This is a genomic window from Ruegeria sp. D4, from assembly GCF_056534475.1.
In genome coordinates this window covers 91,595-109,710 of the sequence record NZ_JBQFPJ010000005.1, presented here as the reverse complement: position 1 = coordinate 109,710, position 18,116 = coordinate 91,595, and the positions used below count along the sequence as shown (strand labels likewise).

The following is an 18,116-nucleotide window of genomic DNA, read 5'->3' as shown; positions in this document are numbered from 1 at the left end:
ATGGCTAACTTCGACATATTCGACACGATTGAACAGCTGCGCAAAACCGGTGAGGCCTTTTGTGTGGCAACGGTCCTGCGCACGGCGGATGCAACGTCCGCAAAGGCCGGAGGAAAAGCTGCGATCACCAAAGACGGACGCCTTCTTGGACATCTCGGAGGGGCTTGCGTGCAGCGCGCCGTCCGAACCTCGGCCCGGACGGCGCTGACCACCGGTGAGCCGCAGATGATCCGTGTCAAACCTTCGAACAAGGTGGTGAGCATGACAGATCCCGACGGAGTGCAGACCTTCAAAAGCGGCTGCCCCTCGGGCGGCACTGTCGATCTGTTGGTCGAGCCGTATCAGCACACCCCGCGTCTGGTGATCTTTGGGACGTCTCCGATTGCCACAGCGCTGGCAGCGCATGGGGCGCTGGCCGGCTTTCGCATCTGCCTTGGTGACGAGGCAGAAACAGACGGCGACTACGATAGGTTTACGCTGGAAACCATCGACCATTTGGACATCGAATCGCAGGATTTCGTTGTTGTTGCCTCGCAGGGTCGCGGAGACGCTGACGCCCTGAAAGCGGCGCTGCAAACCGAGGCGGCCCATGTCTCCATGGTGGCCAGCCGCCGAAAGGCTGATGCGCTTACGGCAAAACTCATCGCTCAAGGTTTGGCGCCGGAGCGCGCGGCGCAGCTCAAATCCCCGGCCGGGCTGGATATCCATGCGATCGATCCGCATGAAATCGCCCTGTCGATCCTGGCCGAGATCGTGCTGTGGCGAAACACGAACAAATCCAGAGAGGCATCTGATGATGAAAAACGTGCTTAATCGCCTGCGGCGTTTGTGGCTGGTGCGCCCGGACGTAACGCCGGAAGAGGCTACCGAGACCGCACTTCTGGTCTATCCAAGATGTTGTTGAACAAAGGAAACATGAATGGAACTCAGTGACGAAATCCACATTGCCACCCCGCGCGACGTCGTTTACCGCGCTTTGAACGATCCGGATGTCCTGCGCGAGTGCATTCCCGGCTGCGAGGAGTTGATCCAGCATTCGCCAGAGCACCTTGAGGCCAAGGTTGTCCTCAAGATCGGCCCGGTCAAAGCGCGGTTCTCGGGTGAGGTGACGCTGAATACTTCAAATGCACCTGAAGGTTTTTCCCTGACCGGGGAAGGCAAAGGCGGCGCGGCCGGGTTTGCCAAAGGTGGTGCCGACGTAACGCTTACCTCAAATGGGGATGAGACCATTCTTGCATACACCGCTAAAGTTGAAGTCGGCGGAAAGATTGCGCAATTGGGTAGTCGATTGATTGCTGGCACCGCGAAAAAGCTCTCGGGCAAGTTCTTTACGCGTTTTGGCGAGATCGTCTCGGAGCAATCGGTTTCTTAGAACCAGTATCAGTAGAACTTGGGATTGAGTGGCTGGGAATTGATCATCGTTCAGAGGTGACAAAACCCAGCTCATTTGCGTGCCCATTTGGCCTAACCCTGCCTTAATGCGACCGGTTCGAGTTGTCCTGCAGTGCGATTCAAACTTCAAAGATGCGCGTGAACAACGGAAAGGGCGTGGGTTAACGCCCTCTCGGCGAAATCTATATTGCCTGTGAAGTCGCTGCCCTTTCGGCTTGCGTCTTCCTGCAAGTTTTCTCCGACTTTCTGAATGCGTCCCTCCGCAATCGTGCCCCAAACCGCGATATCCTTGATCTTCATCGGGTCGACGGTCAGGGGGTTCTCTGCCAAAATCGTGAAGTTGGCGAGCTTGCCCGGTTTGATGCTGCCCCGTTCTTCTTCAAGGCGGTGAGAATACGCCGCATTGATCGTGACCCCGCGCAGGGCCTGTTCGGCAGAGATCTTTTGGTCGCTGCCGGCTACGCGACCGGAACTCGTGACCCGGTTTACCGCGCACCACATCAGGAACAGCGGGTCGCCCGGTGCCATGGGCATGTCAGAGTGCAACGACCACGAGATACCCGATTTGTCCAGATCGCCCAGCCGCACCATCTGGTCCGCGCGCTCGGGTCCCAGGCCGGTTTCGCTGTAGCGATCTGATAGCGCGGTGACGTAGTAAGGATTAGCGCTGACGATCGCGCCGAGGCGTTTGATACGCTCGACCTGGTCGGGTGCGCTGACGGCGAAGTGGACAATCACCGTACGATGATCAAAACGCGGGTTGCGCAATAGGTTATCTTCCAGCGTGTTCAGAACACGGTCGAGACCGGCATCGCCGTTGACGTGCACATGCACCTGATAACCGGCGTCCCAATAGATCCGGAAAGCACGTTCGAAAGCATCCTGATCCATCATCCATTCACCGTGATAGTCACCGATGGCGGGGGCGCGAAGTTGGATTGCGAGGGAATATATGGCGCCGTCAGAGAACAGTTTTACGCTGCCCTTTGCCATGCTGGTCATGCCGCCGTACCAGTCGACCAAAGCCTCGGTTTGGCGGATCACGTCGGTATCCTGATCGTAAGTAGCAACCAGGCTTTTGCCATCGGGAATGAACGTCCACCGGAAGGGCATCGATGGCGCCGACATCACCGCATTGACCGCATCCTGAATGGGCTTTGCAAGAATACCGCCCGGTTCGTTTCCGAAGGTCACACCCTTGGCGTGCATATAGTCGCGCATGGTCAGCAGGCCGGAACGGAACTTTTCAGGGTTTGCGACCATCGGCGCTATACTCGGCAAAACGGCAAACAAACCCTGTTCCCAGAAGTGACCATCTTCGAAACTGGATTGCGATTTTTCTGTCTCTGACCAGCTGGCGATCAGGTCTTCGGTGACGCCCGCGGCGTTCATCGCGGCTGTATTCAGGATGAACTCATGGCAGGATCTGGCCCACGCGAATATCGGCCGCTCGGCGCTGATCGTGTCGAGGTCGGCGCGGGTCAGAGGGCCATAGAACGCGGCATGATACCCCCAAGTGAGCAGCGGTTCAGCCGGATCATCCAGCCGGGTCTCGGCTGCCGCAAGGCGCGTCATGAAGTCATCCTTGTCATTGAGGGCAATCGCGGTGCCGTCGGGCAGTTCCCAATCCTCAATGGACAGGATCAGGGATGACATTGTCAATCCTGCCAGGATCGGATGGTCGTGCTGCGCAATGAAACCGGGAACGATAACGTGGTCGTCGAATGTTGTGTCCAGATCGTACGGTTTATCTCCAAGGATGCCCTTGACATCGTCCAGCGTTCCGGTTGCAAGGATCCGATCTTTTATCACCGCAACGGCCTGAGCTGACGGTTGATCCGGGTCGAGCGTCACGATCTCGCGCGCAGTGAAAATCGTGGCGGTCTCCAAACCCAACATCGCAGCGCCAACGTCCGAAAGAGAGGTCGCTTGAGCCATTGCCTGTCCGGCCAAAGCTAGGGCAGTTGAGTTGATCAGGGCGAATTTTAGGAAACGCCTTCTGGAAATATCAGTCATTACGTTCTCCGGAAATCACGTTGTTGAGGAAACAGCGGGTACAAATAACGTCAGCACCATTAAAGCGTAAGGTACTCAAAAATCACCATGTTCTTTCAGAAACGGTCCGATTTCCTGAAAGAACTCATCGAACCCCGGATGGCCGCGTATCATGCAATGATTGGCCCCGGGCAGTTCAACGAACTCAGCCGTCGGGATTTCCCGGGCTGTCTCACGGCCTTCACTGATGGGTGCTGCCATGTCGCCTTGGGCATGCAACACCAAAGTCGGAACACTCACGCGCTGCGCATCTGTGCGTACGTCCATGTAGCTGTTCATTTCCATGATCCGCAAGGCCGTTTCCGGGCTGGCGGAGATGCGTTGCATTTCGTCGAAACTTGCCCCTTCTTCCGGTGTGGCATCCGGCATGTAGCAAGACGTGAAGAAATGGCGGTACACCGGGTTGGGGGAGCCCCAGCCGGCCGATACCATGGCGCGAGATGCTTGATAAAACTGTTCGGCTTCGGCGTCCCCGCGCATCATGCGCCCGCGCAAATAGCCCCCCAGCAGGATAAGAAATTTCACACGCTCGGGGTGTCTTGCCGCAAATCGAATTGAAAATGCAGACCCCTGACTGATGCCGAACAGGCCAAAACGATCCAGCCCGGCCGCATCGGCCACGGCAATCATGTCGTCGATCATACGATCTTCTGAAATGTCCTCAACTTCCCAGTCTGAAAGCCCGTTTCCCCGTTGGTCGAACCGGACCAATCGACAGAGTTTGGACATCTCGGACAGGAAATCCCCCCAGACCGGGCTGGTCCACTCATACTCGATGTGATTAAGCCAATTCGGGGCTTTCAGCACAGGTGTACCTTCTCCGGTCGAGGCCCAGGCAAGATTTACGCCATCTGCCGATTTGCAGAACTTCACGCGCTGTTGCAGTGAAATCTCAGGAGCCGCACGCACGGGCGCCGCCTGAGGGGACCATTGCCAGACACGAATGGGTCGAGTGATGTTCTTGACGCGTTGGCCGCCCATGTCGCGAAATGGAGCGTCGACCCGGTCCTGAATTGCCTGATGCACGATATCCGAAACGCACACGCCGCCGGGTTCTGCCAATCCTTCAAGCCGCGCGGCGACGTTCACCCCATCTCCGAAGATGTCACCGTCGTCGAAAATGACATCGCCCAGATTGATGCCGACGCGAAATCGGATTCTCTTGTCGTCCTCCAGTTCGGTTTCCCGAAGGCTCATCGCTTGCTGAATGCTGACGGCGCATTGAACCGCGTCCTGAACGGATTCAAATGAGGCCAGCATGCCGTCTCCGGTCGTTTTGATGATGCTTCCTCGGCGCCGGGTTATTTCCGGATCGATCAATTCGCGCCGGTGTTTCTTTTGACGTGACAGAACACCCAACTCGTCCACTTCCATCAAGCGCGAGTACCCGACCATATCGGCCGCCATAATGGCTGAGAGGCGTTGTTCCATGGCAATCCCCCCTCTGCGCCAGCGGTGGTTTGATCGCTGTCAATCAGGTTCTGGCGCGAAACAATGACCCCAGTATAGCCGGAAATCTTCAGGCCGTAACGGTGCTCTCAAATGTAGGCTGTTGATGGGGCTGGTGAAGGTTTGAAGAGATCGTGGAATTTTCCGACTTCACTCGAACTGAATAATGACCGCCTCAAAATCCTCGAAGCTTGTAACTTTGGTATGATGACCGCGTCCGAACTTGTCTGCCATGTGCCAAACGTCCCCGGGTCCTATGTCCCGAAAATTGCCATCGCTTGCGGTAACGCGGATCTTTCCGGCAAGGCACCCCAGCCTTTGCGCCACTGGCGTCGGGTGGATCGGTTCGTTCCAACCTGATCGAAGCCTCAGGAACATGGTCTGTTTAGCATGCTCCGGCTCGGAGACCTCAATTGCCTTTGCTGGTGGCGCAAAGCTTCGCTCTGCCAGCGGAACTTCGATCTCGGACCAACGGCTTTCGCCTGCGGCGTCGGCATACAGGTTGTAGTACTTCACGATCAAAACCCTTCCGGAGATTTGCCAAAGCCAGGCTGATTGTCAAAATCATCAACCCTAAAGCTGTGAACCAATTGGCAAGATGCTCAAAAAGCCGGCGACGATGTGATCCCATGCCGTACCTGTCGGCTCGGAGTCATATTCCAGGATCGTGCCATCCTCGTTCCGGGTCCGCCACTTAAGTTGGCCTGCACGCTCCAACGTCACGTGATAGGTGTAGGCTGGCAGCGCTTGGTCCAAGGCAGCCATGGTTTGACTGGCCAAAGCGGGCGAATCCATCAGAATCCCCATTTCGGTATTGATGTGGACCGAACGCGGGTCCCAGTTGAACGACCCGACGAACAGATATCGGTCATCCACCGCGAAAGCCTTGGAATGGAGGCCGGATCGGGATTGCGCCCAGTTGATGCCGCGACGTTGGACTTGATAGGCATCGGGCCTCAGTTCATACAGGTCGACCCCGCCGCGCAGCATTGCCCGACGTTTCTTAGCGTAGTGGGCGTAGACCGGTGCGACGTCGTTCGAGGCCAATGAGTTGGTGACAACTTTGACCTCGACCCCGCGGTTTTCCAGTTCGGTCATCCATCTCACGCCATTGTTGCGCGGTACAAAATAGGCCGAAATAATGTTCACTTCGCTTTTGGCATTTTCGAAGTAGGGCAGAAGTTGGGATGCGAGAATTGGATCCGAGTTTTCCAGGCCTGCCGCCTTGGACGGCGGGTCCGCATACAATCGGGCAGGAAGCCAATCCAGTGACAGCGCGCCGTCTGCAAAATTCTCTTCGGCTGATCGTCGCAGGGCGGCGCCGTATTGCGTTTGCTTCGCCTCTTCCACCAGCGCGTTGAGCCTGCCTCGCGCGTCGCTCAGGCTGAAGGCCTCCGGTTCACCGACGACCACGCGGGCAGGAACGGCAAATTCGCTGTTCCAGTATGCGTCGAAGCTTTTGGAGACCTCTTTTACAACAGGACCTGCGGCCAGAACGTCCAGATCGGCATAGTTCATTTCTTTACGGGCCAGAAAGTACTCGGCACCGATGTTTCGCCCACCGACAATCGTGAACACGTTGTCCGCCGTCATGGATTTGTTGTGCATTCGTCGATTGATGCGTTTGAAATCAGTCAGCCCCGCAACCAGCAGGCTTTGATCGCGCCAAAAGGGGTTAAACAGCCGGATTTCGATGTTGTCGTGGTAATCAAGCGCAGCGGTCATCGCGTCGTAGCCGGATGTATCCATGTCATCCAACAGCAACCGGACACGCACCCCCCGATCTGCCGCTTGTAAAAGACTGGCCGCAAAGAGATGCCCGGTCGGATCGTTGTGCAAAAGATAGTATTGGGCGTCGATCGTTTGCTCTGCCGCTGCGGCCATCAATAGCCTTGAGACCAGAGCTTCTTCGCCGTCGCTGATCAGCTTTACACCCGAACGACCGTCTTTTGGGTCTCCGAGACGGTTGACGGTCTGCGCAAGATTGCTGCCCGAGCTTGCAGGAACAGCACTTGATACCGTCTTTTCATAGGTTCGAACCCGGGGAGAGCAAGCGACAAGGCCCAACGTGCAAACGACACAAACCACGATAGCCCATGGTTTCATAGTCTTCCTCCAACCATCCGTTACCAAGTGACTACGTATCAGGGCGCGAATGCAAGTTTCTTCTTTGCAGTGTCTGGTTGTTTCGCATCTGTCCCCGGGCGGTGTGTGGTAGGGATCGCAGTATGGCGACCATTAAAAGCCACCTATTAGCGTGTTGGACTAGGGGGCGAGGCTGGTCGAAGGATATTGGCAAAGGCCTGAATTCGTACCCGTTTTGCCTGAAAATACCCGTTCAGGCGTCGACTGTTCTGATGCTTCCGATCTCGATTTCTCGATTTTGTTTGGACGAGGCAATTGCCGCAAAAACGATGGCCAACGACTTTAGGTTGTTCTTTGCGGATACCGAGGGCACTCGGTCCTCTTCTATCGCACAAAGAAGCTCGCCCATGGTTCCGCGAAACCCGTCGTTGAACCATTGTCCCTTGAGCGCTGGGCGCGCGATGCCCTGCGCTGTCTCAAGCGTCACAGATTGCGATGAAAGATCCGGTCCCCTTGATGTAAGGCTTCCGGTTGTGCCAGCCACATATGTTGTGTCACGCGGGCCAAAAGGAACGCCCCCGTCAAAAATCAGGCTTGCTTGGCCTTGGTCCAAACGCACCAGCGCCTGTGACATCAAAGGGACCTTGTTGGCCTGGCCACGTGCCGGTGTCGCGGTTGCAAAGACGCTTTCCGCCCTGTCGCCAACAAGAGACGCAAGAAAGTCGAACCAATGCACACCAAAATCATAAAGGATCAGGTGCTCCATTTCGTCAAACGGCGTACCTGCGGTCCAGCCGTGATCCCAGTGAATTGAAACATGTGCAGACAGAACGTCGCCGATCAACCCAGCTGAAACCGCCTCGCGCATCCAGGACAGGTGCGGAGCCCAGCGACCATTTTGGTTTACCGCGAGTTTAACACCCTGATCATCTGCCAACTTCACAAGGTCATTGCCAAGATCGAGGTCTGTAACAAACGGCTTCTGGCTGAGCACGTGTTTGCCCGCCTGCAAAGCAGCCTTGAGGATTGGCACGCGTTGTTCCGGATGAAGCGTGACGTCGACAACGTCGATTTCATTGTCGGAAAGAAGCGCCTGCCAATCATCTTCGATGCGCGCCGACGGGCAGTATTCGGAAGCCTTTTCTTCGGCTTTCGCGCGCGTCCGGTTCCAGATTGCGGCAATGTCCCAGCCGGCCGTTCGGTAGGCATCCAGATGGCTTACGGAAATTCCGCCCGTACCAATTATTCCGATCCTAGGCCTGTAGTTTTGAGGCACCGGTGGAGAATACGGCAGGTCCGGGGCAGGGACTTCGGGCAACTGGGCTGACTTTAAGGCATACTGGTCGGTTTTGGCACTGTCCTCGCTCATGACAGCAACCTGAGAGTTTGTTTTTCGCGGGCTGAACGGAGCGCGGTATCGACGATCCGCTGTGCTGTCAGACACAGGGCCGGATCAAGCGGCCCTTCGACCCGGGTTCCATTGGACAAGCAGCCAAGGACGTATTCGATGGCATTTCGTTCGCCAGCAGCCAACGGGGTCACCGGTATCTCGTGCCGTTCGGGTTTTGCGCGGGTCTGAACCGTTATGTGGCTGGCATAGTCGGGCGACGAAATGGTGCCGTCGGTGCCGACAAAAACAAACCCGCAAGTGGGTTGCGGCTGCGTTGTCCAAGGATCGGTGAACGTACCCCAGCGCGTTTCCATCTTCGACAGGCCTGTTTCGTAACGGCACACGGCGATTGCATGCTGATCGACCTCGATACCTGGTGTTTCGTCAACCGTGCATGTGACCTCGATCGGTGCACGGCCGCCCATGAACCAGGTTCCAAGCGTCGCGCCGTATCCCAGGTAATCAAGCAGCGAACCGCCGCCTGATGACCGTTTGTACCACCAGGAGTCCGGCTTTTGACGCTCGACTTCCTCGGGGGTTACTTCGACCTTGTCGGCCAGATGGTACAACGGTCCGCGATTTCCGTCATAGAAATGAACCTCACACAAATCGCCGATCATGCCTTCGTCGATCAACCGCTTGGCCGTCACGTGGCTTTCGACCCATCGCAAGGGCCAGTTGATGACCAGCTGATTTCCGGTTTCGTTCATTGCCGTCATCATCCGGCGGGCATCGTCAACGGATGCGGCAAAGGGTTTTTCGACAAAAACATGCATGTCATGAGGAGCCAGCCGTTCCGTGTAGTCCGCATGTTGCGCTGTCGCCACGCATAGAATGGCCATATCGTAAGGACCCGCCGTCATACATGCGTCGAATTCCGTAAATACCCGATCTTCCGGAATATCGAATGCCTTCACTGCCGCCTGCATTTTGTCCTGATCCGGATCGAAGATCGCGGCGATTTCGGCGTCAGGATGCTCGTGCACCATCCGAAGCAAATCACCCATATGCATGTGATCGAAACTGACGCCGACGATCCGGAATTTTGCCATTGGAAACCTCCTTTAGCGTGTGCCGGTGATCCTGACGTAGAGCGCAGTAACCGCGAGGATGATCAGCCCAAACAGGGCCGTGCGTGCGCCTTCCGGCATCTGCATCAAGGTTAGCATGGTATCCAGCACACGCAGAATAAGTGCGCCCACAATTGCACCCGCGAAGCTGCCACGCCCCCCAAAGATTGATGTGCCGCCGATCACCGCCGCGGCGACCGAGGGCAACAACAACGGATTTGCCAGGCTCAGTGAGGTTTGACGGATCATGCCGAGATAGAGCAAACCAGCCAGTGCGGCGATAAAGCTGGATAGCACGTAGAGCGCCAGATAGACCTGCCAGGCCCGTACACCGGATAATTTGGCGGCCTGTTCGTTGGAACCTAGTGCAAACAGCAACCGGCCAAACCCGGTATAGCGCATCAGCCACAGGATAAAGAGCGCGAACGGAACGAATACAAAAAGTCCGTTCGGCATTCCTGCGGTTCGACCGGTCCCGAGCCATGAAAGGAAAGCGGGAATCTCGGTGCCCGCATTGATGACGAGGCGTTGGTAGACCTGCAGGCATCCGGTGGCGATCAATCCCGTTCCAAGCGTCATGATCAAAGGATGGACACGCACCAGTCCAACCCCGATGCCATTTACAACGCCAACAATAAGGCCTGCGGACAAAGCAATCAGGACTGCGGGCGTTACGCCCCATATTGCACTGAGTGTCGCGCAGACGAAGGCTGAAACGGTGGCGACCACTCCGACCGACAGGTCAATTCCTGCGGTCAGCATCGTCAGTACCTGACAAGCGGCAAGCATCGCCAGAGGAATTGCGAACTTGATCAGGTTGCCGACCCAAAAGGTCGAGATCAGCCCGTCCCGACCGGCCCGGAACGGGGTGACGATACCCGGCCGCAAGACTTCGAGCACAGCGATCATCAGGAACAGGAAGACCAACAGGGGGATGATCGGGTTGTCACGAAGATACCGCGCAAAGCGGACCATTGGCAGGTCAGTGGTGTCCATGCTCATCGGCGGGCCCCCCTTAGTGACGCCGCAGTGCCCAGCATGACAACGAGGACCATGATTGTTCCTTCGATAATGGTTGTCACGTTTGGATCGACGGCCAGCAAAGTCAGGATCGTTCGGATGATCCGCAGAATGAAAACGGCGATGATCGGGCCAAGAAGGCCGCCTTTGCCACCACCCAGAACGACACCGCCAAGAACCACCGCTGCGACAGAGGCCATAAGATACGGACCAGGCACCGGCTCTCCTATTCCGGTCAGGGCGGCCAGGCTTAATCCGCCCATGGCGCAAAACAGACCGCATAGGGCGTAGGCGATAACTTTCGTTCTTCCGACCCCAACGCCTGAACGGAAGGCAGCCAGTTCGTCCGACCCGGTTGCATAGATCGAAAGGCCAAGTTTGGAGCGCCGGATCGGCAGCCAGACCACCGCGATGCCGACAGCGATGACGACAAGCGCCTTTGGCAGCCCGTCGAACAGAAAATGCCCTCGGATCGATTGTTCCAGCCAGTCCGCCGTCGCGCCACCGGGTGTTTCAAGGATCAGCAACGCAGCGCCTTCCCAAACAAAAAGCATGGCGAGTGTAACGACGATGTCGGGTACACGCGTCACGACAATCAGTAGCCCGTTGATCAGCCCCATCAAAAGCCCGACACCCAGAACTAGGAGGAGGGCGGGCACACCGGCCATGCGTTCCATCAAAACGGCAGCCGTCACGGCGCATACCGCCATCATCGACGCAACGGACAAATCGATGCCGCCGACGATCACGACGATGGCCATACCGGCGGTTGCAAAAGCAAAGGGCAGGGCGGCACGGGCGATACTCTCAAGCCCGGACGCGCCGAAAGTGGGTTGTATCACCTTTGTGATGGTCAGAAGAACCACAAGAAGTAAAACAAGCCCCATTACCCAGGAGTGTTTTCGGATGGTCCCGCTCACGCTGCGCCCTCCGCTTCGGTCAGGCCATAAGCCGCGCGCATCAGTGTTTGTTCATCGGCGTTGGCAGCGTCTATCACGTCAACCACCCGCCCGTTGAAGATTACGACCGCACGATCGCAGGCCAGAGGGATTTCTTCCAACTCGGATGTGTAGAACAGAACCGCCGCGCCCTGATCAGCCAACTCGCGAACCAGTGGGTAAATCTGGCGTTTCGTGCGGACATCAATGCCACGAGTCGGGTCGAACAAAAGCAAGGTTTCGACACCGGTCGCCAGCCAGCGACCAATGGTGACTTTCTGCTGGTTGCCACCTGAAAGTCGTTGCACTTCGCCCTGCGCGCGTGTGTCGATCTGCAGCTTTTCGACCGCATAAGCGACCCGGTCCCGCTCGTGACGGAGTTTTATCGGCCCCCAGTTTCTAAGACGTGCCGAGAATGGTAGGGCAATGTTTTCCCTGACGGACCTTTGCGCCATCAAAGCATCAGAACGGTCGCCCGGCACGAAGGTCAGCCCGGCCGCAATGGCGTCGGCGGGGTGGGCGAAATGAACAGGCATTCCGTCCACTTCCATTGACCCTGACGTTGGTCGGTCAAAACCCGCGAGCACCTCGAAAAGCTCATCCTGTCCCTGACCTTCAAGCGCGACTACCCCCAGTACTTCGCCGGGGTACAAGTCGAACGAGACGTCCGAGAAACTGGGCTCGAACGCAAGCGACTGAACGTGCAATCGGGGTGTCTGTGTTTGTGGTCCGTTTGCTTGAAGTATCTGGCGCTGTCCGATGTCTATCTTTTGACCCAACATCAACTCGACAACGCGTTCTTCGACACCGGGTTCTATGTCGAGATCCCCGACGGACATGCCATCCCGCAACACCGTCGCCCGATCGCATAGTTCCGAAATTTCGGTGAAGCGGTGGGAAACATAGATCACCCCCATCCCGTCATCTGCCTTGCGTCGTACGGTTTTCAAAACACGTTCAACCAAATCTGTGGGCAGTGCAGCGGTCATTTCGTCCAGCAGGAGAACGTCAGGTTCAACTGCCAACGCGCGGGCCAGATCGAGAATGCGAAGCGTGGCGAGCGGCAGGTCGCCGATCATTGCCGACAACTTCAGGTCTTTGATCCCAAGTTCCGAAACCCAGTCACGGAACTGATCGACCGGTGTGTCGGTCAGCCTGAGATTGTCGGACACGTCGAGATCAGGAATAAGCGACGGTTCCTGGTAAACAGGCACCAGACCGGAACGGCGCGCCTCGGCCGGGTTTCCGACATGCGCCGGTTTCCCCCGGATCAGCACCTGGCCAGCATCAGGTTTCAGGGCACCCGTTATGATTTTGACAAAAGTCGACTTCCCGGCACCATTTGCCCCCATCAAGGCAACAATCTCGCCTTCGGCGACCGTAAGCTGGGCTTTGGTCAGGGCATGTACGGCGCCAAAACTTTTGGCCACGTCAGACGCGTCGAGTAGTGCTGTGCGGCTCATGGAATTCCTTGAATGCTGGAGATGCACTGTGTGTGCCCTCCGCCCCGCCGGGGGCGGAAGGCCAGTCTGTTGGGATCAGCCTTCGCCGGGTCCCTTGCAGTCGATGATCTGTTCCATCGTGTAGTCAGTCCATCCGGGAACCGTCACGGAAACGGGCCATTCGGGATCCAGATTGGGATTCTGAGCGGCCTTGATCGTTTCGCGGCCAGCATCTGTCGCGTTTTCCCAAAGCACGGGGTCGACAAGGACAGTGTTACTGTCAGGGGCCTCACCGTTCAGGATGTCGACGGCCAAAGCGATGCCCGCGCCGCCAACCGAGCCGGGGTTTGTCACCGCTGCGCCATTCAATCCCTCAACCTCGGTCAGGTATTGAACAAAGCCCGCATTGTCCGCTCCGACGATGGGTACCAAAGGCGCTCCGGATTCCGTGAACGCGTCGACGATTACATTGTCGATGCCGCTGGTCCAGACACCGTCAAACGGGATGCCCGTGGCAAGGAAATCAAAGATCTGTTGCTTGCCCTGGTCCTGCTGCCATCCGGTGAACACCTCGTGCACCACGTTGATCTCGGGATGTTCAGCCAGTGCGCGCTTAAAGCCGTTGTCGCGGTCCGTATCCGCCGAAACCCCGGCGATACCGCGCATGTAAACGACGTCACCTTTCCCGCCGAGCTGCTCGAAAAGCCACTTGGCACCAAGGTAGGCGTATTCTTCCTGATTGTTCGACAGAATGTACGCGCCTTCGGCCGAAACGCCGGCATCCACGGCCACAACGACGATGTCTTGCGCCATCGCCTTTTCAAGCGCCGAGTTCAAGGCGTCGGGATTGGATGGGTTCAGGACAATCGCGTCGACACCCGCTTCGATCAGGTTGTTGATGTCTTCCAGTTGCCCGGCAGAATCTGTGTTGCGATGCGCAACGATCAGGTTTGTGACATCGGCTTCAACCAATGCCTGCGCGCGCATGGCGCAGATCATCTGTTCGCGCCAACCGTTACCTTGAACGGTGTTGGACACACCGATGGTGTATTGCTTGTGCCCGTCCGCAAGCGCCACAGTTGCAAGAGAAGCAGATACTGCTACCGCAGCAACGCCATAAAGTAGGTTTTTCATTTCGTTTTCCTCCCAGTTTTCAGTCGTTTCACGTTTGATGTTGCTTCATTTGATGAATGGCGAAAGGACATCCCGGGCCAGCAGGAACCCCCGCTTGACCTTTTCGTCTGTGCCTTCGAACAGCCTGTCTTCATGCTCGATGATGATGGGACCGTCGTATCCGACGCGGTAAAGTCCGGAAAAGAAACCAGACCAGTCCACGTCACCCAGCCCGCAAAGCCGCGGGACTTGCCACCCCATGCCGGTTGACATCACCCCGTTCTCATACAGCCCGTCCTGATCGACCATCACATCCTTGGCGTGGACATGGGCCATGTGAGGGCCGAACTCCTTGATAAAGCGCGTCTGATCGATGAATTGCCAAATCAGATGCGAAGGATCGAAATTCATGCCAACCGCATCGCCCCACTGCTCGAATATCCGTCGCCAGATCTTGGGCGAATAGGCGATGTTGTGACCCCCGGGCCATTCGTTATAGCTGAAGATCATCGGGCAGTTCTCAAAACACAGGCGCACGCCAGAGCTTTGCGCGTGCTTGACGATCGGATCGAAAATTTCGGTCGCGCGTTCCCAGTTCGCGTCGAGGTTCAGCGTCCGGACACCGCCCACGAATGTGTTGACGACATTGATACCCATCACCCCGGCAGCGGTGATGACCTTCATGAGGTGCCCGATAACTTCTGCCCGATGATCCGCATCGGCATGAAGTGGGTTGGGGTAGTATCCCAGACCGGAAATCTCGACCCCATGACCGCCAAGTTCCGCGATAATCTCATTCCCCTGATCTGCAGAAAGGCCGTCCACGTTGATGTGGCTGGTTCCCGCATAGCGCCGTTGCTCGCCGCCTGATGCAGGCCAGCAGGCGACCTCCATCGCTGAAAACCCATTGGCACCGGCCCAGGCCGCCACATCGGCCAGTTGAGAGTCTTCGAATGGTGCAGTCAGTAAGCCCAGTTTCATGTCATCGCCCTCAAATCTCGCTCAAATCCACCCAGCGGCTTTCTTTTGCCGATTTCACGACAGCGTCGCAGAACCGCATCTCGTAATGGCCGTCCTCGAATGTGGCCCATGTGCTGCCTTGCTGACGCCCGCCTGCGATGACATCGGCATAGACGGCCCGAAAAAAGTTGAAGAAGGAATCCGCGAAGCCCTCGACATGTCCGGGTGGCAATGTGGCGGCGGCAACCCCGGGGCCGTTCATCAACGTAAAGTCGCGCATCAGAGTCTGGTTCGGTGCGTCACGGTGCCCAATGAACAGATGGTCAGGGGTTTCACTGTCCCAGGCGGCGCTGGCCTTTGCCCCGGCGATATCCCATTGCAATGAATTCTTTCGGCCCATGTTCACCTGAGACGTGCTCATCACACCGCGTGCGCCGTTTTCATAACGGATGAGGATCATCGCCGCGTCGTCGGTATCGATAGGGACAGTTTCGGTTTCGCCGGTTCCGCTGGAAAACGTCTCGACCGAGCCGAGAGGTTTCTGGCGTTCCGGAATGAAGGTTGTCAGCTCTGCAAACACAGAAGCAGCTTTCAACCCGGTGACGAAACTTGTCAGATCAACCCAGTGCGTTCCAATGTCACCGACTGAACGCAGCGCTCCGCCCATTTCGCTTTCCAGCCGCCAGTTCCAGTCATCTGATTTTGCCAGCCAGTCCTGGTGGTAATGCCCTGTTATGAAACGAATATCACCAAGATCGCCTGTTTGAACCATGCCATGAGCTTGCTGGTTCAGCGGGTAAAACCGGATGTTGTAACAAACCGCCGCGACCTTTCCTGACGCATTGGCCAGGTCCACCATTTCAGCGCTTTCGGCGGACGTCATGGCAAGGGGCTTTTCACAGATGACGTGTTTGCCTGCCGCCAGAATCGACTTCACCTGCGGATAATGTGCGTGGTTCGGGGTCGTTACGTGCACCACATCGACGCTTTCATCCGCCAGCAGGTCGTCCAGAGATGCGTAAGCGTGCGTCACGCTCATCGCTTGGGCCCGATCCCGGCCGCGCTCTGGCGATGATCCAAGAACGCCTCTTACGTCCACGCCCAGACGCCGAAGGGCCTGAACGTGCGCCGTTCCAATGAATCCAGTCCCGATCACTGCCGCGCCAATTTTTGCGAAGTCACTCATCGTGTGCTCCAGTCAAACAACCGAATACCCTCCGTCCACGGTCAGGCATGTACCCGTCACAAAAGCCGAGGCATCTGATGCAAGAAACATGGCTGATCCTGCGATATCTTCCGGCTGACCCCAGCGCGCCAACGGTGTGCGGGTTTCGACCGCTGTTGTGAAATTTGCATCTTCCCTCGCCCGGGCCGATTGTTCGGTCACGATGAACCCCGGTGCGATCGCATTCACCCGAATACCGTCCTTGGCCCAGGCGATTGCCAGCGATTTTGTCAGTTGTTCCACACCGGCTTTCGAGGCGCCGTAAGCCGGGTTTTGCGGTGAACCAAATCGCGCATACATCGAGGCCACATTGATGACGCGTCCTTTTGCGGCCGAAAGGGCAGGGTGCAACGCCTCGGCGCAGCGAAACGACCCGGTCAGATTGACGTCCAGCACGTGTGAGAAGAAGTCGGGCTCCATCTCCTCGCCGCGCCGTGTGATCGCGGCACAATTGATCAGCACATCAATATGGTTCCGTGCTCCAGCGAATTTGTAGACTTCGTCCGTGTTGGTTACATCCAACTGACTGTAGCCAAACCGGGTTGCGTCCTCTTCGATGCAATCCGGTTCCACGCCGGTAATTTCCACTTCGGCGCCCGCGTCCTGAAATGCTCTGGCAACAGCTGCGCCAATACCGCCCCGGCTGGCGCCAATCACCAGGACCTTTGCCCCGGTAAAGTCGAAGGAGGTCTTCGAAGTCATCAAAGAGCCCGGCTTCTGCTGCTTTTGAATTCGGATGCCATCACTTCCCTCAATCGGCGAGTTTCCTCTGCAATCGATTACATTTTCGAAAAAACCTGCTTTTCAAAAGTTGTAATCGATTACATAATCGGCATCACAATAGATTCGAGTCAAGCTGGAAATTTTCTGACTGGTCATGAACAAGAAGCCCAAACCTGCCACGATACAGGATGTTGCCCGTTCCGCGATGGTGTCTACGGCCACGGTCAGTCGTGTTTTGTCCAATCCTGGTCTGGTGTCGGAAACAACGCGTTTGGCAGTGCAGGAAGCCATTCATGAGACAGGTTACCGCGTCAACCAGGCCGCCAGAAACCTGCGCATGCAAAGGGCGGGCGCTGTACTGATCCTGGTCCCCAATCTAGGCAAACCTTTCTACTCGGGCATCTTGGCAGGTATTAGCGAGGGGTTTGCCGGATCGGACTACGCGGTTCTGATCGCTGACACCGAAAGCAATCCATTGCAGGATGAAACTCTTGCCGGGTACTTTCGGGATGGCCGGATCGACGGTGCAATTTCGTTGGACGGCGGGATATCGTCGGCCGCGTTGCAGCAATGCATCAGGTACGGGGCGGGTGACCGAATTGTCTTTTTGTGTGAATGGGTCGAGGGCGCGTCCTTTCCGGTGATTTCCAGTGATAACGCCGAAGGTGCGCGATTGGCGATCAGGCATCTGCATAATTTGGGCCACAAGAAAATCGCGCATGTGACCGGCCCCGACGGGAATGTTCTGACAACGGCCCGGCGTGAGGGCATGGTCGAAGAACGGACGCGGCTGGGGCTTCCGGCGAGGCCCGAGTGGATCATCAGGGGCGATTTCTCGCTGGAATCAGGACATGAGGCCGCCAGAAGAATACTCGCGATGGATGACCGCCCAACGGCTGTATTCTGCGCGGCGGACATGGTTGCCTTTGGGTTGATCTCCGGGCTGGTCGAAGGCGGGCTGAAGGTGCCCGAAGACATTTCGGTTGTCGGTTTTGACGATATCGAAATGTCAGGTTCTTACGTTCCCGCGCTGACAACAATCCGACAAGACCGGCATCAACTGGGACGCCGTGCAGCCGAGGTGTTGCTGGGCCAGTTGGCGAATACAAGCCGGAACCTTCCGACAAAAACGGCAGTCTCCGTGGAACTTGTCACACGGGCGAGCACTGCGCCGCCCAGTTGACAGGCCAAAATTCGAGGCGACTTTGCTATGGTCAAGGAAGCCGCGTAAGAACTGCTATGAGCGATGAAGAG

16 protein-coding genes are annotated in these 18,116 nt (G+C 57.0%); 3 read left to right on the top strand and 13 right to left on the bottom strand.

Annotated elements, in window-relative coordinates; all coding sequences use genetic code 11:
• On the top strand, positions 1 to 813 hold the full coding sequence (locus ACR0MI_RS09800; RefSeq protein ID WP_170614569.1) for an XdhC family protein: 813 nt from the start codon (positions 1 to 3) through the stop codon (positions 811 to 813).
• Between the two features lie 106 nt (positions 814 to 919).
• On the top strand, positions 920 to 1,372 hold the full coding sequence (locus ACR0MI_RS09795) for an SRPBCC family protein (protein WP_170614570.1): 453 nt from the start codon (positions 920 to 922) through the stop codon (positions 1,370 to 1,372).
• Positions 1,373 to 1,518: 146 nt separating this feature from the next.
• Here ACR0MI_RS09795 and ACR0MI_RS09790 read toward each other — a convergent pair whose 3' ends face one another.
• The 13 genes from ACR0MI_RS09790 to ACR0MI_RS09730 form a co-directional block, all read right to left on the bottom strand.
• On the bottom strand, positions 1,519 to 3,408 hold the full coding sequence (locus tag ACR0MI_RS09790) for an amidohydrolase (protein ID WP_170614571.1): 1,890 nt from the start codon (positions 3,406 to 3,408) through the stop codon (positions 1,519 to 1,521).
• Positions 3,409 to 3,483: 75 nt separating this feature from the next.
• On the bottom strand, positions 3,484 to 4,878 hold the full coding sequence (locus ACR0MI_RS09785) for an alpha/beta fold hydrolase (RefSeq protein ID WP_170619667.1): 1,395 nt from the start codon (positions 4,876 to 4,878) through the stop codon (positions 3,484 to 3,486).
• 168 nt (positions 4,879 to 5,046) lie between these two features.
• Positions 5,047 to 5,412: a cupin domain-containing protein gene (locus ACR0MI_RS09780; RefSeq protein WP_170816707.1), complete on the bottom strand. Its 366-nt coding sequence runs from the start codon at positions 5,410 to 5,412 to the stop codon at positions 5,047 to 5,049.
• Between the two features lie 57 nt (positions 5,413 to 5,469).
• Positions 5,470 to 7,002 (bottom strand): phospholipase D family protein, encoded by a 1,533-nt coding sequence (locus tag ACR0MI_RS09775; RefSeq protein ID WP_170614574.1) that lies wholly within the window; start codon positions 7,000 to 7,002, stop codon positions 5,470 to 5,472.
• A gap of 232 nt (positions 7,003 to 7,234) precedes the next feature.
• Positions 7,235 to 8,350, bottom strand: a complete 1,116-nt coding sequence (locus tag ACR0MI_RS09770; RefSeq protein WP_170614575.1) for a Gfo/Idh/MocA family protein — start codon at positions 8,348 to 8,350, stop codon at positions 7,235 to 7,237.
• Positions 8,347 to 9,423, bottom strand: a complete 1,077-nt coding sequence (locus tag ACR0MI_RS09765; RefSeq protein ID WP_170614576.1) for a Gfo/Idh/MocA family protein — start codon at positions 9,421 to 9,423, stop codon at positions 8,347 to 8,349. The genes ACR0MI_RS09770 and ACR0MI_RS09765 overlap by 4 nt, the downstream gene beginning before the upstream one ends.
• A gap of 12 nt (positions 9,424 to 9,435) precedes the next feature.
• The gene (locus ACR0MI_RS09760; protein ID WP_170614577.1) at positions 9,436 to 10,443 is read right to left on the bottom strand and encodes an ABC transporter permease; all 1,008 of its coding nucleotides are present in this window, start codon (positions 10,441 to 10,443) and stop codon (positions 9,436 to 9,438) included.
• Complete coding sequence (locus tag ACR0MI_RS09755; protein WP_170614578.1) at positions 10,440 to 11,381, bottom strand: ABC transporter permease; 942 nt, start codon at positions 11,379 to 11,381, stop codon at positions 10,440 to 10,442. Before ACR0MI_RS09755 ends, ACR0MI_RS09760 begins: the two co-directional genes overlap by 4 nt.
• Positions 11,378 to 12,862: a sugar ABC transporter ATP-binding protein gene (locus tag ACR0MI_RS09750; RefSeq protein ID WP_170816708.1), complete on the bottom strand. Its 1,485-nt coding sequence runs from the start codon at positions 12,860 to 12,862 to the stop codon at positions 11,378 to 11,380. Before ACR0MI_RS09750 ends, ACR0MI_RS09755 begins: the two co-directional genes overlap by 4 nt.
• Positions 12,863 to 12,937: 75 nt before the next feature.
• Positions 12,938 to 13,975 (bottom strand): ABC transporter substrate-binding protein, encoded by a 1,038-nt coding sequence (locus ACR0MI_RS09745; RefSeq protein ID WP_170816709.1) that lies wholly within the window; start codon positions 13,973 to 13,975, stop codon positions 12,938 to 12,940.
• A 45-nt stretch (positions 13,976 to 14,020) separates the two neighbouring features.
• Positions 14,021 to 14,935 (bottom strand): sugar phosphate isomerase/epimerase family protein, encoded by a 915-nt coding sequence (locus ACR0MI_RS09740; protein ID WP_170816710.1) that lies wholly within the window; start codon positions 14,933 to 14,935, stop codon positions 14,021 to 14,023.
• Between the two features lie 10 nt (positions 14,936 to 14,945).
• Positions 14,946 to 16,100 (bottom strand): Gfo/Idh/MocA family protein, encoded by a 1,155-nt coding sequence (locus tag ACR0MI_RS09735; RefSeq protein WP_170614582.1) that lies wholly within the window; start codon positions 16,098 to 16,100, stop codon positions 14,946 to 14,948.
• Positions 16,101 to 16,112: 12 nt separating this feature from the next.
• On the bottom strand, positions 16,113 to 16,841 hold the full coding sequence (locus tag ACR0MI_RS09730; RefSeq protein ID WP_170614583.1) for an SDR family oxidoreductase: 729 nt from the start codon (positions 16,839 to 16,841) through the stop codon (positions 16,113 to 16,115).
• Positions 16,842 to 17,016: 175 nt separating this feature from the next.
• On the opposite strand from ACR0MI_RS09730, the gene ACR0MI_RS09725 reads away from it, so the two are divergent.
• Entirely contained in the window at positions 17,017 to 18,045 is a 1,029-nt protein-coding gene (locus tag ACR0MI_RS09725) for a LacI family DNA-binding transcriptional regulator (protein WP_170614584.1), read from the top strand.
• Positions 18,046 to 18,116 lie beyond the last annotated feature (71 nt).

What these genes read in the sequence shown, in the direction of transcription:
- ACR0MI_RS09770 (WP_170614575.1), bottom strand. Translation starts at nt 8,350, where the DNA reads ATGAGCGAGGACAGTGCCAAAACCGACCAGTATGCCTTAAAGTCAGCC.
- ACR0MI_RS09760 (WP_170614577.1), bottom strand. Translation starts at nt 10,443, where the DNA reads ATGAGCATGGACACCACTGACCTGCCAATGGTCCGCTTTGCGCGGTAT.
- ACR0MI_RS09730 (WP_170614583.1), bottom strand. Translation starts at nt 16,841, where the DNA reads ATGACTTCGAAGACCTCCTTCGACTTTACCGGGGCAAAGGTCCTGGTG.
- ACR0MI_RS09750 (WP_170816708.1), bottom strand. Translation starts at nt 12,862, where the DNA reads ATGAGCCGCACAGCACTACTCGACGCGTCTGACGTGGCCAAAAGTTTT.
- ACR0MI_RS09735 (WP_170614582.1), bottom strand. Translation starts at nt 16,100, where the DNA reads ATGAGTGACTTCGCAAAAATTGGCGCGGCAGTGATCGGGACTGGATTC.
- ACR0MI_RS09800 (WP_170614569.1), top strand. Translation starts at nt 1, where the DNA reads ATGGCTAACTTCGACATATTCGACACGATTGAACAGCTGCGCAAAACC.
- ACR0MI_RS09790 (WP_170614571.1), bottom strand. Translation starts at nt 3,408, where the DNA reads ATGACTGATATTTCCAGAAGGCGTTTCCTAAAATTCGCCCTGATCAAC.
- ACR0MI_RS09745 (WP_170816709.1), bottom strand. Translation starts at nt 13,975, where the DNA reads ATGAAAAACCTACTTTATGGCGTTGCTGCGGTAGCAGTATCTGCTTCT.
- ACR0MI_RS09725 (WP_170614584.1), top strand. Translation starts at nt 17,017, where the DNA reads ATGAACAAGAAGCCCAAACCTGCCACGATACAGGATGTTGCCCGTTCC.
- ACR0MI_RS09765 (WP_170614576.1), bottom strand. Translation starts at nt 9,423, where the DNA reads ATGGCAAAATTCCGGATCGTCGGCGTCAGTTTCGATCACATGCATATG.
- ACR0MI_RS09785 (WP_170619667.1), bottom strand. Translation starts at nt 4,878, where the DNA reads ATGGAACAACGCCTCTCAGCCATTATGGCGGCCGATATGGTCGGGTAC.
- ACR0MI_RS09775 (WP_170614574.1), bottom strand. Translation starts at nt 7,002, where the DNA reads ATGAAACCATGGGCTATCGTGGTTTGTGTCGTTTGCACGTTGGGCCTT.
- ACR0MI_RS09795 (WP_170614570.1), top strand. Translation starts at nt 920, where the DNA reads ATGGAACTCAGTGACGAAATCCACATTGCCACCCCGCGCGACGTCGTT.
- ACR0MI_RS09740 (WP_170816710.1), bottom strand. Translation starts at nt 14,935, where the DNA reads ATGAAACTGGGCTTACTGACTGCACCATTCGAAGACTCTCAACTGGCC.